Below are 13,789 nucleotides of genomic sequence, written 5' to 3'. Positions count from 1 at the left end.
TGGTCCGGCTCGCTCAGCGCGGCCCGGGGGCAGCGAGCCCCATCAGCCATATCCCCAGCGTCAGAACGGGCCACAGCGCGAAGGCGTTGTCGCTACGCCGGTCCAGATGGTCCTTCCACAGCAGGCGGATCGCATCCGGATTGAGGTAAGGCGCGAAAACATCCGGCTCCTGATTGAACACACGATCGCAAATTGCCTGCAGACCTCCGCGTCTCATCAATTGCGCAATGGGAACGTTGAACCCGCGCTTGCGCGACCATGCGGCGTCCCGCGGCATTCCCAGACGCTCGGCGAGCTTGCGCAGGACGTATTTTGGCGCGCCCTTCGGCCAGGGATTGAGGAGGGCGACGTCAATCGTGCCGGCGAGGTCCATGACCCGGCGATCGAGGATCGGAACGCGCACTTCGAGCGAATGCGCCATGCTCATCGCATCGACCTTCTGAAGCACGCTCTGGAGGTGAAAGCGCTGGTCGGCGACCAGCGCCCGATCCAGCACCTTGTCGTGCGGCTCCGAATAGTATTCCGCGTATTCGGCGAACGGGTCGGCCGCCGCAACATCGACCATCTCGCGCGCATAGATCTTCGCGGCGAGAAACCGGGGAACCAGCCGCCGCCATTGCAGATGCGGACGATCCCCTTCCTCGCCGAGACCCAGCGCAAAACGAGCCAGCTGCGCTGCCGCCGGAAGACGTCTTTCATCGCCGCGAACGGCGGCATAGGCAATCCGACCGGTCATGCCCGCAACGCCCCGCGGCACGACGCGGCGCACGGACTCCGCCATGGCGGTTGCAGCATAAGTCTCGTATCCGGCAAAAAACTCGTCGCCGCCGTCGCCCGACAGCACGACGCTGCAATGCTGCCGTACTGCGCCGGCCAGACGATAGAAGCCGAGCGCGCCCGTATCGGCACACTGCCCGTCGAAATGATAGACGACCGCGCGGAGCGCAGTCTCGGCGTCCTCTCCTCCTTCCCCGTCGACCACGCTGACCGACAAGCCGGCAGCGGCGGCGATCTCCTTCGCTGCAGCCGATTCATCGTGGCTCTTCTCGGAGAACCCCGCCGTGAACAAAGGCGGCTTCAATCCGAGGCGCTTCAGCGTGAGGCTGATAAGCGAGCTGTCGATACCGCCGCTCTGCAGCACGGCGAGCGGAACGTCACTCACCATCTGGCTTTCGACCACCGTCTGGATCGTGGCCTCGAGGCGGTCGACGGCCTCGTCCAGGCGGCTGATCGCCGGCGCGCGGACCGGCCGCCAGAAGCGGCGCTCGGTCCGCTCGCCGGCAGTGAAGCTCATCACCGTACCGGGCGGGACCTGCTTGATCCCGCCAAACAGGCTCTGCCGCGTCCCGGTGTGCCCGGCGGCCAGGAAGGTGTGGAGTGCACCGGGATCGATGCGCGGCGCCTCGCGCCGGCTCGCCGAGATTCCCTTGACTTCGCTCGCGAACACGACGTCGCTGCGGTCCTCGAAGTAGTAGAGCGGCTTGATGCCGATCCCGTCACGCGCGAGGATCAGGCGGCGCTCCTGACGGTCCCAGAGGCCGAGGGCGAAAAAGCCCTCCAGCCGCTCGAACATCGCCTCGCCCCAGGCGAGATAGGCGTAGGGAAGAATTTCCGTGTCGCAATGTCCCCGGAACCGGAAGCCGAAGGAACGTTCGAGCTCGCGTCTCAGTTCGCCGTCGTTGTAGATCTCGCCGTTATAGGTCACGGCGATGCGGCCGGACGCATCGAGCATCGGCTGGTGTCCGGCTTCCGAAAGGTCGCGAATGGCGAGCCGCCGGTGGGCGAAACCGACGGATTGATCCAGCCAGGAGCCCTCGCCGTCCGGTCCGCGGTGGATCAACGCGGCAGACATCGCCGCGACCGTGCCGCGATCGACCGGGCGGCCGTCGCGGTGAAAAATTCCGGCTACGCCGCACATCGCGCTTTGCCGTCAGGAGTCGTCATGGCCGCTGGTTCATGATCTGCTTGAGAAGAACAGCCAGGAGCCCCATCGCGACGACGAGAATGCTGAGGAGGATGGCGCCGACCCCGAGGACAAAACCGCTGACGACCTGCAGAATGATCCCGCCTATCAGCGAAACCACGGCGAGCGCCATGCACATCATCGCCAGCAGCACGAATATCTTCAGCGGATTGTAGTAGGTGCAGGCCTCCAGGACATACTGCAACGTGCGAAGGGAATCGCGGAACAGATTGACCTTGGATCGGCCGATCCGCTCCTTGTAGTCGATGTCGATGTAGTCGACGAATTTCGCGTTCATCATGTAGGCGAGCGTCAGCGAGGTCGTGAAGCTGAAGAGGTCGCTGACGTGCTCGAAATACGAAATGGCGATGTGACGCTGGAAGACGCGAAGCCCGGAATTGATGTCCGGGATTTCGCGATTAGCGGTGAACTCGACGATGGTCTTCAGCACCGCACGAAGCGGCGACTTCAGCATCGACTCCCTGTAGTTCGGGCCGGTTCGGGCGCCGACGACCATGTCGAAACCTTCGTTGAGGCGTGCGATCAATGCCGGGATCGCTTCCATCGGATAGGAGCCGTCCGCGTCGCTGATGACGATCGTGTCGTAGGCCGCGATGCGAATACCGTCCTTCAGCGAGCGCCCGTATCCGATGTTGTGGGCATGCCTCAGGACTTTTGCGCCGGCTTGCTCGGCCAGCGCCCCGGTGCCGTCGTTCGAGCCGTCGTCGACGACGATGATCTCATAAGGAGCGAGCTCGGCGCGATCGAGAACCGATTTCGCCCGCGCGATCGTCTCAACGATGCCGTTGCGCTCGTTCAGAGCTGGAATGACGACGGAAATCATACGCGCCGTGCAATGCAGGTGACGGATTGCCCGAAAAAGCTTCGCGACAGGGGATCAAGCGCCCGCGACAACGGAACCATGTACCTGTCGAACAGCGCAATCTGTCCATTCACGGCGTCGTCGTTCAGCGAGTTATGCCGCTTCAAGCGGTTGGCAAGCCATCCCAGTCCGCCGATCGGGTTGAAATAGCTCAATCGGACGATCTCGACCGGCTGTCCCGTCATGAGATCGCGCAAGCGCGCGGTGCTGTAGCGCCGGAAGTGCCCTGCGAGCCGATCAAGATCGTTGTAGAGCAGCATGAGAGCCGGGACGCTTATGAGAAGATGTCCGCCCGGCTTCAGCACGCCGACCAGATTGGCGACAGCCTTGGCATCGTCCTCGATGTGCTCGAGCACGTTGACGGTGAACACGGCATCGACGCCGTTCGGAAACAGCGAATGCAACTGTTCCGCGGCCAGAATGTCGCAGACGGCAAAGCTGCGGTCAGGCATGGCCTGGGCGGCGCGCTCGACGCTTTCGCGATCGTGGTCCACGCCGCAATAGTCGCCGAGTTCCCCGAGCACTCTGCTGTAGAGGCCATGGCCAAACCCGACTTCGACGATGCGTCCGGTGAGATAGGGGCGGAACTGCTCGATGACCCAGTTCATGTAGTTCTGCGCATCGGCGATGCCGCTAGAATACGTGGCCGCCCCCGTCTTGAGACCGTCCATAGACGCGGGCTGTGGCAGCCGGGAGACCTGGGCCATGGGTCCTGAACCTCTATTAAGGTCCGGGATTAGCAGCAAGAGCAGGGTTTCTCAAGCGCGTCCGGAAGCTGTTTCATCCGCCAGTTGAGTCAGACGTCCGGCTCGACAAATGACCGGGCCCGGCAGCGGTGACGCGCAGACCGCCAACCATGTTTGGTCGGCAGCCAGGCTGAGGTGACTACGTCGCTTTCGCCGTCACGATCCAGATCGCGCCTTGAAGTGCCACCGACTGCCCTTTGAGGAATGGCGCCAGCATGTCGCGGATCGAGGCCTTGGCGGCCTCGTAAGTCTCCGGCGGATGGCCCTGCAGCGCGCGGCTGGCCGGACCGATCTGTAACGCGCCGTCGACCGCTGCATCGATCCCGCCGCCGATCGCGATGTCCATCGGCAGATTATGCGGCTCCATCGCCACATCGACGAAGCCTGCACCGCTGAGGATGCGCATCACGCGCTCTTCCGCGGCAAAGGCGAAAGGCCCGGGCTCCTCGGGCCCGACCGGCGGCATTTTGGGGACGTGTTTGTAGACCGCCATCAGCGGCGCCATCATCCAGGGATTTTCCTTCGGCTCGCGCCAGCAGGCGAAAGCGAGCCGTCCCGACGGCTTCAGCGCACGCCGCAAATTGGTGAATGACGCGACGGGATCGGCGAAGAACATGACGCCGAAGCGCGAGGCCAGGAGATCGAAGCTCGCCGGCTCGAACGGATGCACCGTCGCATCCGCCAGCACGAAATCGAGCGGCAGGCCTTTCGGCGCGAGTGCACGCGCCTGCGACAGCATCGGATCGGAGACGTCGAGGCCGAGCGCGAAGCCATCGGGCGCCACCGTTTTCGCGAACGCGCACGTCGTCGCACCGGAGCCGCAGCCGACGTCGATCACGCGCTCGCCGGGCTTCAGCCTGGCGCGGTCGATCAGCACGTCGGCGATGGGTCCGAGCAGTCTCTCCTGCGCCGCGTGGCGATCGGCCCAGCGCTGTCCGCTCGGGCCGTTCCAATAGGCGATCTGGTCGGCGTTCTGCTCGTGTCCGCTTGGCTGCTGCATAGGGTCTCCGAAAATTTGGGCAGCTCGGGTAGCCGCCAGCGCCCGGATTTGTCGTTGTCCGTCGAGCGAAGCCCCTCTTCCAAAATGCAATTGGGGCTGGTGGGCGGTCACGGATTCGAACCGCGGACCCTCTCGGTGTAAACGAGATGCTCTAACCAGCTGAGCTAACCGCCCCTCGCCGCTTCTTTATCCCTACCCGCCCTTGGTCGGCAAGTATGGAACGTCAGTCCCCCGGCCTCCCCGGCAGTTGCGGTACCGCATCGATCCACACAGCCGCCGACTGGCACCAGATCTGCCGCACCGGCCGCAAGGCGTCGCGCTGGCGGATACTGCCCCAGCGGATCCCCCAATCGCCGGCCTCCTCGCCCTCGCCGCTGGTGAACAGCGGGGAACCGCAATTGCTACAAAAATGCTGGAAGCGCATCCGGCCGTTGTCGCCGCGCTTGCCGTAAACCTTTGGGGTGCCGGCGGTCAGCTTGACGTCGACGCTGGTGCAGATCGCGGTCACCCGGAACGGCGATCCCGTGAGGGTCTGGCAGTCCCGGCAATGGCAGACCGAGACCGCTTCGGGGTCGATCTCGGCTTCAAAGGTGATCCGCCCGCAATGGCATTGCCCGTCGATCTGCATCGTCCTCGTCCCCTTGTCCGCCGCTCCCTGCCCCAAAACAAAAACGGCGCCCGAAGGCGCCGTTTTATCATCTTTCGATGGAGCTTAGTGAGCGGTCAGGCCGCCGGCGGCTTCGTCGCCGTCGGGCTTCACCGTCACCTTGGTGTCTTCTTCCCAGACGATCGGCACCGGCTTCTTCACCAGCGCCCTGGCGACGACGTCGTCGAGACGGGAGACCGGGATGATCTCCATGCCGCCCTTGATCGCATCGGAAATCTCCGTGAGATCCTTGGCGTTGTCCTCGGGGATCAGCACCGTCTTGATGCCGCCGCGGGCAGCAGCCAGCAGCTTCTCCTTCAGGCCGCCGATCGGCAGCACGCGGCCGCGCAACGTGATCTCGCCGGTCATCGCGACATCATGGCGGACCGGGATGCCGGTCATGACCGAGATGATCGCGGTGGCCATGGCGACACCCGCGGACGGACCGTCCTTCGGCGTCGCGCCTTCCGGCACGTGCACGTGGATGTCGCGGCGGTCGAACAGCGGCGGCTCGATGCCGTAGACGATCGCGCGCGAGCGGACGTAGGACGCCGCCGCCGAGATCGATTCCTTCATGACGTCGCGCAGATTGCCCGTGACCGTCATCTTGCCCTTGCCGGGCATCATGACGCCCTCGATGGTCAGCAGCTCGCCGCCGACATCGGTCCAGGCAAGGCCGGTGACGATGCCGACCTGCGGCTCGCTCTCGATCTCGCCGTAGCGGTACTTCGGCACGCCCAGAAGCTCTTCGAGAGACTTCTCGGTGACCTTGACCGACTTCTTCTTGGAGATCATCAGCTCCTTCACCGCCTTGCGGGCGAGTGTGGAGAGCTCACGCTCCAGGTTGCGCACGCCCGCTTCGCGGGTGTAGCGGCGGATCAGAAGCAGCAGCGCGTCGTCGTCGATCGAGAACTCCTTGGAGTCCAGGCCGTGCTTTGACACCGCGTTCGGGATCAGATGCTTGCGCGCGATCTCGACCTTCTCGTTCTCGGTGTAGCCCGCGATCCGGATGATCTCCATGCGGTCCATCAGGGGGCCGGGAATATTGAGCGTATTCGCGGTCGTGATGAACATCACGCTGGACAGATCGTAGTCGACCTCGAGATAGTGGTCGTTGAAGGTCGCGTTCTGCTCGGGGTCGAGGACCTCGAGCAGCGCCGAGGACGGATCGCCGCGGAAATCGGCGCCCATCTTGTCGATCTCGTCCAGCAGGAACAGCGGATTGGACGACTTCGCCTTGCGCATCGACTGGATGATCTTGCCGGGCATCGAGCCGATATAGGTGCGGCGGTGACCGCGGATCTCGGCCTCGTCGCGCACGCCGCCGAGCGAGACGCGCACGAATTCGCGCCCCGTCGCCTTCGCGATCGACTTGCCGAGCGAGGTCTTGCCGACGCCGGGAGGCCCGACGAGGCACAGGATCGGGCCCGTCAGCTTGTTGGCGCGCGACTGCACCGCGAGATACTCGACGATACGTTCCTTGACCTTCTCGAGCCCGTAGTGATCGGAGTCCAGGACGGCCTGCGCCGATTCCAGGTCCTTCTTGACCTTGGACTTCTTGTTCCACGGGATCGACAGCAGCCAATCCAGGTAGTTGCGCACGACGGTCGCTTCCGCGGACATCGGCGACATCTGACGCAGCTTCTTCAGTTCATGCTGCGCCTTTTCGCGCGCTTCCTTGGAGAGCTTGGTCTTGGAGATCTTCTCTTCGAGATCGGCGAGCTCGTCGCGACCATCGTCGTCGCCGAGCTCCTTCTGGATCGCCTTCATCTGCTCGTTGAGATAGTACTCGCGCTGGGTCTTCTCCATCTGGCGCTTGACGCGCGAGCGGATCCGCTTCTCGACCTGGAGCACCGAGATCTCGCTCTCCATCAGGCCCAGCACCTTCTCCAGGCGCTGAGTGACCGACAGCGTCTCCAGGATGCCTTGCCGATCCGCGATCTTGACGGCGAGATGCGAGGCGACGGTATCGGCGAGCTTGGCGAAATCGGTGATCGCCTGCACGACGCCGACGACCTCGGCCGAGATCTTCTTGTTGAGCTTCACATAGCTCTCGAAGTCGGACACGACCGAGCGTGCCATGGCCTCCGCTTCGACCGACTTCGCATCGGTGTCGGCGAGCGCAATTGCGGTCGCTTCGTAATAGTCGGCGCGATCGGTGTATTTCTGCACGCGCGCACGCTCGAGCCCTTCGACCAGCACCTTCACGGTGCCGTCGGGAAGCTTCAAGAGCTGCAGCACGCTGGCAAGCGTACCGGTCTCGTAAATCGCATCGGGGGCCGGATCATCGTCGGACGCATTCTTCTGAGTCGCGAGCATGATCAGCGCGTCGTTCTTCATCACCTCTTCGAGCGCGCGGATCGACTTCTCGCGGCCGACGAAGAGCGGAACGATCATGTGCGGGAAGACGACGATGTCGCGCAGCGGCAGCACGGGATAGGCGTGCGTTTCGCCATGGACGATGGTTGGCCTGGGTTTTGGATTGGTCATGGCCTTTTCCTTTTGCTTTGCCCCCTTGCACGCAGTCCGCCATGCTCATGCGCAACCGCCACAAGGTGCCGAGGTGATCCGCAGAACCGGTCGGTCCTTTTCGAGTTGGACCGGCTTGCCGGATCGGAACTGAGGCGAATCTTGAAGAGAATGCTCGCTCGCCGCCGACATTAGGTGGCTATCGCCCCGGGGGGTGTCAAGTCATTGAAAGACGCGCGCCATCAGGCGCTTACGCACGCAAATAAGCGACGCAACACCGGCTGCGGAGATACCTTCCGCAGCCCTCGAATGATGAGGCGATTGGAGCGTTCCAGCGCCGCAGATCAGGCGCTGGCATTCTCGACGGCGCGATCGGACCGATCGGCGTAGATGTAGAGCGGACGCGCCGTTCCTTCCACGACTTCGCGCGAAATCACGACTTCTTCCACACCTTCGAGGCCCGGCAGGTCGAACATGGTCTCGAGCAGGATCGCCTCGAGGATCGAACGCAGTCCGCGCGCGCCGGTCTTGCGCTCGATCGCCTTGCGGGCAACCGCGCCAAGCGCCTCGTCGGCGAACGTCAGCTCGATATTCTCCATCTCGAACAGCCGCTGGTATTGCTTCACCAGCGCGTTCTTCGGCTCGACCAGGATCTTCTTGAGCGACGTCTCGTCCAGATCCTCCAGCGTCGCGACCACGGGCAGACGGCCGACGAATTCGGGGATCAGGCCGTACTTCAACAGATCCTCTGGCTCGACGTGACGGAAGATCTCGCCGGTACGACGGTCCTCCGGCGCCAGCACCTGGGCGGCGAAACCGATCGAGGTCGACCGTCCGCGGGCGGAGATGATCTTCTCCAGGCCCGAAAACGCGCCGCCGCAGATGAACAGGATATTGGTGGTGTCGACCTGCAGGAATTCCTGCTGCGGATGCTTGCGGCCGCCCTGCGGCGGGACCGAAGCCACCGTGCCTTCCATGATCTTGAGCAGCGCCTGCTGCACGCCCTCACCCGACACGTCGCGCGTGATCGAGGGGTTGTCGGACTTGCGGCTGATCTTGTCGATTTCGTCGATATAGACGATGCCGCGCTGGGCACGCTCGACATTGTAGTCGGCGGCCTGCAGCAGCTTCAGGATGATATTCTCGACGTCCTCACCGACATAGCCGGCTTCGGTCAGCGTCGTCGCATCGGCCATCGTGAAGGGCACGTCCAGGATGCGGGCGAGCGTCTGCGCGAGCAGCGTCTTGCCCGAACCGGTCGGACCGATCAGCAGGATGTTCGACTTCGCGAGCTCGACGTCGTTGTGCTTGGTCTGGTGGTTGAGGCGCTTGTAGTGATTGTGCACCGCGACCGAGAGAACCTTCTTCGCATGGCTCTGGCCGATGACGTAATCGTCCAGCACCTTGCAGATTTCCTTCGGCGTCGGAATCCCGTCGCGCGACTTCACCAGCGAGGACTTGTTCTCCTCGCGAATGATGTCCATGCAGAGCTCGACGCACTCGTCGCAGATGAAGACCGTGGGACCCGCGATCAGTTTGCGGACTTCGTGCTGGCTCTTGCCGCAGAACGAGCAATATAGCGTGTTCTTGGAGTCGCTCGTGCCGACCTTACTCATTCATGTCTCCGTCCGCGGTTCGATCCCGTTCCGCTCGATCGCTCCATTCCGACACGACGGCCGGGATGAAGTTTAAATAGAGCAAATTCCGTACCAAAAAAGACCCTACGCGTTATATCCCGTGCGAATCACGGTCACTCGATTCTCCGCGATCATAGCCGATCGATCGTAGCCAACCATGCTGTCACCCGACTATCAAGAATTCGCTAATCGGGGTTCGCCGGCTACCCGTGACAATACCGTGATTTCAGGTCTTGGTACGGACGAAGTGACCGAAATCACCCCGGCGTTGCTGGATTGACACGAAAAACAAGCACGAAAGCAGAACTTTCTGCCTGTCACAGGGCGCAAAACTGCTTTTCGCGCCCAGCGGATGCGCCCTTAACGTGAACGCGGCCCTGACGATCCCCTGCCATGCCGGGGATCGCTGTTGCATCGCCGGTAATGCTACGGGGTCTTCGCCGACGCCGGTTCCTCGGCGCGCTTGTCGATGACCTTGTCGACCAAGCCGAACTCCTTGGCGTCGGCCGCGGTGAGGAACTTGTCGCGTTCCAGCGCATCCTCGATCGCCTTGTAGGTCTGGCCGGTGTGCTTCACGTAGATCTCGTTGAGCCGCTTCTTCAGGTTCAGGATTTCCTGCGCGTGCAGCATGATGTCGGTGGCCTGGCCCTGGAAGCCGCCGGAGGGCTGGTGCACCATGATGCGCGCGTTCGGCAGCGAGAAGCGCATGTCCTTCTCGCCGGCGGCGAGCAGCAGCGACCCCATCGAGGCCGCCTGCCCCGTGCAGAGCGTCGAGACCGGCGGACGGATGAACTGCATGGTGTCGTAGATCGCGAGGCCCGACGTCACCACGCCGCCCGGCGAGTTGATGTACATCGAGATTTCCTTCTTCGGGTTTTCCGCTTCGAGGAACAGGAGCTGAGCGACGATCAGCGTCGACATGCCGTCCTCGACCGGTCCGGTCAGGAAGATGATGCGCTCTTTCAGAAGCCGCGAGAAAATGTCGTAGGCGCGCTCGCCACGGTTGGTCTGCTCGACCACCATGGGCACGAGGTTCATGTAGGTTTCAACCGGATCGCGCATGAGTCACCTAGGGTTTTAAGAGGCGGACATCGCCAGTCTTGGCTGCCAGTCGTGGCTGGATCTGCCGGAAGGCCGATGGACGTCCCGTGATGCAGGAACTTGTAGAACGAGAGGGCGTAGCGACAGATATAGCCCAATTCGCGCCTGACAAGTGCGGAGCGAATTAAGGCTTAATCGGTGAAGCACTTGAAGCTGATTCGTGCAAAGAGGCCCAGCCAACCATCTGGCTAGCTCGACCTCTTCGCTGATCATTCTTAATGGAAGACGTTCTCAAACCCTTCAGGCTGCGGTCTTTTCCGCTTCGTCGTCCTTGTAGAGGTCCTCGCGCGAGACCTTCTTCTCGGTCACCTTGGCAAGCTCGAGGATGAAGTCGACGACCTTGTCCTCATAGATCGGTGCACGAAGCTGGGCCAACGCCTGGGCGTTGCTGCGGTAATAGTCCCAGACCTCCTTCTCGCGGCCGGGCATCGAGCGCGCGCGCTCGATCACGGCGCGGCCGACCTCGTCGTCGGTCACGGTGATCTTGTTCTTCTCCCCGATCTCGGAGAGCACGAGACCGAGCCGCACGCGGCGATCGGCGATCTTGCGGTACTCTTCCTTGGCGGCGTCCTCAGTGGTGTCTTCGTCGGCAAAGGTCTTGCCGGCGGAGTCCATCTCGGCCTTCACCGAGTTCCACATCAGATTGAACTCCTCGTCGACCAGCGAGGGCGGTGCCTCGAAGCGATGCGCCTCGTCGAGGCGGTCGAGCAGCGCGCGCTTGACGCGCTGGCGCGTCGCGGTCGTGAACTCGGCGGAGAGACGCTCGCGCGCCGCTTCCTTCAGCTTGTCCAGCGATTCCAGGCCGAGCGTCTTGGCGAACTCGTCGTCGATCGCGAGATCCTGCGGCGCCTCGATCAGCGTCGCGGTGGTCTCGAATTCGGCCGGCTGGCCAGCGAGCTTGTCGTTCATGTAGTTCTTGGGGAACGACACCTTCAGCGTGCGGGTCTCGCCCGCGGCGACACCGACGAGTTGCTCCTCGAAGCCGGGGATGAACGTGTTGGAGCCGATCACGACCTGGATGCCGTCGCCGGTACCGCCCTCGAAGGCTTCGCCGTTGATGGTGCCCTTGAAGGCGACGGTGACGCGGTCACCCGATTCGGCCTTGGCGCCCTCGCCCTTGGCGGCATAGCCGCGATTCGAATCGGCGATCCGCTTGATCGCCTCGTCGACGTCGGCGTCGGTGACGTCGACGACGGGCTTCTCGACCTCGAAGGTCTTGAAGTCGGCGAGCGCGATCGACGGCACCACCTCGATCGCGACCGTATAGGTCAGATCAGTCTTGCCGTTCAGCAGCTCCTCGACCTCGGCCTGCTCGGTCGGCATCGTGATCTTGGGCTCGGTCGCAAGGCGGAAGCCGCGCTCGGAGAACAGCTGCGTGTTGGTGTCGCGGATGGTCTGGTCGATGGTCTCGGCCATCACCGAGCGGCCATAGACCTTCTTCAGGTGCGTGACCGGCACCTTGCCGGGACGGAAGCCGTTGATGCGGACCTTGTCCTTGAGGTCGACGAGCTTGGCCCCGGCCTTGGCGTCGAGATCAGACGCGGGAACGCTGATCTTGAACTCGTGCTTCAAACCTTCCGAGAGGGTTTCTGTGACCTGCATGGCGTCCAATCTTCTTCTCGTTCGGTCCCGGCGCGCATGCGTCGGGACGCTGTCATTAATCGATCCGGCGCGAGGCAAACGCCTCAACGCCGGCGGTTGATCGGACCGGCTTCAGGCGGACAAACATCCGCGCCGAAGCAGGCCCTCGTAATCCGTGCAAACGCTGAAAGCGCTTGGTGCGGGCGGAGGGACTCGAACCCCCACAACTTTCGTCACTGGAACCTAAATCCAGCGCGTCTACCAGTTCCGCCACGCCCGCGTAATTTGCATCAAGACCGGCCGCGATGCCGCGGGCGGCGGGCTTATAGCATGTGCCCGCCTGTTCGCAGCAAAAAAATGGCCTGATCGAGGCAGGCATCAAGTAGGCATGGCGACTGGACTTATCCAGCGCGGCGTGGTCCGGATCGCCGCATGAAAACGCGGATCTTCGACCCGACGAGGCGCGAGGTTTTGACCGGCCTTGGCGCCGGATTTGGCGCCGGATTTGCCGCCTCGGCGGCCGGGCTGATGGCCGGCGGCGCAGCCCCGCTCGTAACCGCCCAGCTCGCCCTTCAGGCGAGGCCGGCAACTCTGGTTCTGACGCCGGGTCAGCCGGCTACACCGATTTGGGAGCTGGCCGCAGTAAGTCACCTTGGGAATGTCCGTCTCAAGCGCGGCGACCGTTGCGAGGTGGTCTTCCGCAATGAGTTACCTGTGCCGCTTGCCCCAGTCTGGTACGGCCTCAATGGCCCGACCGCGGCAGACCCGCTCAGAGGGCGCGCGCCGACCGCACCGGATGCGACTGAAACATCAATTATTTCAATAACAAATGCGGGAACCCTGCTGGCCGACTTCCGTCTCTTCGAGGACGGCCTGAAGCATCCCGCGCGTCCGCTTCCGATCATCGCCGCCGAGTCGGACCGGGTCGCCGTCGATCGTGACGTGGTCCTTTTGATCGAGGAATGGCGCGTGAGGCAGGACGGGACCGCGCTTCCCCCCGGCCGCGAACCGAAGGACACGACACCGCTCTATACCATCAACGGGCAGCCTTCATTCGAACTCTCAACCTCCGCCGGCGAACGGCTGCGGCTGCGCTTCATCAACGGCTCGCAACGGTCTGTTCTGGCGATCAAATTGGAAAACCACGACGTCCGGATGATCGCCCTCGACGGACAGCCGGCCGAACCGTTCCCGGCGCGCAACGGCGCCCTGGTGCTGGCCCCCGGCGCGCGCGCCGACGCGGTCGTGGATGCGGCCACATCGGCCCCATTCCTGCTGCATGACGGCAAGGAGGCGCGCCGTGTCGGCAGTCTCACCATTTCCGGCGAACGGGCGCGGGAACGGCGCGCGCCGATGCTGCAGCCACTTCCTTCGAATGACCTGCCCGAGAAGCTCGATCTGAAGGGGGCCATGCGGTTCGATGTCGCGCTCGGTGCGCCCGAAGCCGGGTGGATCCGGCCCGCAAGCTTCTCCACCGGCTCCGCCCCCGCCTTCCGCGCCAAGGCGGGCCGCACGATCGCGCTGGCGCTCAAGAACCCCGCGCCGGTTACCACCGTCTTTCATCTCCACGGCCACCATTTCCGCCTGCTCGACAAGCTCGACGATGGCTGGAAGCCCTATTGGCTCGACACGCTCGCAATCGAGCCCGGCCAGACCCAGCGCATCGCCTTCGCGGCGACCTCCCCCGGGCGATGGCTGATGGAATCCGTTGCGACCGACTGGGCCGCACCGCGGCTGGTGCGCTGGTACGCGGTGGAGTGAAC

General features: G+C 63.5%; 10 protein-coding genes and 2 tRNA genes. 1 reads left to right on the top strand and 11 read right to left on the bottom strand.

Annotated features, from left to right (window positions below; all coding sequences use genetic code 11):
* Window positions 1-13: 13 nt before the first annotated feature.
* The 11 genes from asnB to NR187_RS17960 all read right to left on the bottom strand — a co-directional run bounded on the left by asnB (window position 14) and on the right by NR187_RS17960 (window position 12,306).
* The gene (gene asnB / locus NR187_RS18010) at window positions 14-1,918 is read right to left on the bottom strand and encodes an asparagine synthase (glutamine-hydrolyzing) (protein WP_256807182.1); all 1,905 of its coding nucleotides are present in this window, start codon (window positions 1,916-1,918) and stop codon (window positions 14-16) included.
* Between the two features lie 22 nt (window positions 1,919-1,940).
* On the bottom strand, window positions 1,941-2,807 hold the full coding sequence (locus NR187_RS18005) for a glycosyltransferase family 2 protein (protein WP_211386010.1): 867 nt from the start codon (window positions 2,805-2,807) through the stop codon (window positions 1,941-1,943).
* The gene (locus NR187_RS18000) at window positions 2,804-3,553 is read right to left on the bottom strand and encodes a bifunctional 2-polyprenyl-6-hydroxyphenol methylase/3-demethylubiquinol 3-O-methyltransferase UbiG (RefSeq protein ID WP_256807181.1); all 750 of its coding nucleotides are present in this window, start codon (window positions 3,551-3,553) and stop codon (window positions 2,804-2,806) included. Before NR187_RS18000 ends, NR187_RS18005 begins: the two co-directional genes overlap by 4 nt.
* Before the next feature lie 178 nt (window positions 3,554-3,731).
* Complete coding sequence (locus tag NR187_RS17995) at window positions 3,732-4,592, bottom strand: class I SAM-dependent methyltransferase (RefSeq protein ID WP_256807180.1); 861 nt, start codon at window positions 4,590-4,592, stop codon at window positions 3,732-3,734.
* A gap of 97 nt (window positions 4,593-4,689) precedes the next feature.
* A tRNA-Val gene (locus NR187_RS17990) sits at window positions 4,690-4,766 on the bottom strand.
* Window positions 4,767-4,815: 49 nt separating this feature from the next.
* Window positions 4,816-5,220 (bottom strand): GFA family protein, encoded by a 405-nt coding sequence (locus NR187_RS17985; protein ID WP_211386007.1) that lies wholly within the window; start codon window positions 5,218-5,220, stop codon window positions 4,816-4,818.
* A gap of 84 nt (window positions 5,221-5,304) precedes the next feature.
* Window positions 5,305-7,728 (bottom strand): endopeptidase La, encoded by a 2,424-nt coding sequence (gene lon, locus NR187_RS17980; RefSeq protein WP_211386006.1) that lies wholly within the window; start codon window positions 7,726-7,728, stop codon window positions 5,305-5,307.
* A gap of 323 nt (window positions 7,729-8,051) precedes the next feature.
* A complete protein-coding gene (gene clpX, locus NR187_RS17975; RefSeq protein WP_211386005.1) occupies window positions 8,052-9,323 on the bottom strand; it encodes an ATP-dependent Clp protease ATP-binding subunit ClpX in 1,272 nt (423 codons plus the stop codon).
* 447 nt (window positions 9,324-9,770) lie between these two features.
* Window positions 9,771-10,406 carry an ATP-dependent Clp protease proteolytic subunit gene (locus NR187_RS17970; RefSeq protein ID WP_211386004.1) on the bottom strand — a complete coding sequence of 212 codons (636 nt, stop codon included), beginning with the start codon at window positions 10,404-10,406 and terminating at the stop codon, window positions 9,771-9,773.
* Window positions 10,407-10,685: 279 nt separating this feature from the next.
* Window positions 10,686-12,047: a trigger factor gene (gene tig / locus NR187_RS17965; protein WP_211386003.1), complete on the bottom strand. Its 1,362-nt coding sequence runs from the start codon at window positions 12,045-12,047 to the stop codon at window positions 10,686-10,688.
* 174 nt (window positions 12,048-12,221) lie between these two features.
* A tRNA-Leu gene (locus tag NR187_RS17960) sits at window positions 12,222-12,306 on the bottom strand.
* A gap of 152 nt (window positions 12,307-12,458) precedes the next feature.
* Between NR187_RS17960 and NR187_RS17955 the strand changes: the two genes are divergently transcribed.
* Window positions 12,459-13,787, top strand: coding sequence for a multicopper oxidase family protein (locus tag NR187_RS17955; protein WP_211386002.1), 1,329 nt, complete (start codon window positions 12,459-12,461; stop codon window positions 13,785-13,787).
* Window positions 13,788-13,789: the final 2 nt, after the last annotated feature.

It is taken from the genome of Bradyrhizobium sp. Bra64, from assembly GCF_024519875.1.
In the GTDB taxonomy this organism is placed as follows: Bacteria; Pseudomonadota; Alphaproteobacteria; order Rhizobiales; family Xanthobacteraceae; genus Bradyrhizobium; species Bradyrhizobium japonicum_G.
The sequence above is the reverse complement of the archived record's forward strand: the minus strand, read 5'-3'. Positions and strand labels throughout refer to the sequence as shown.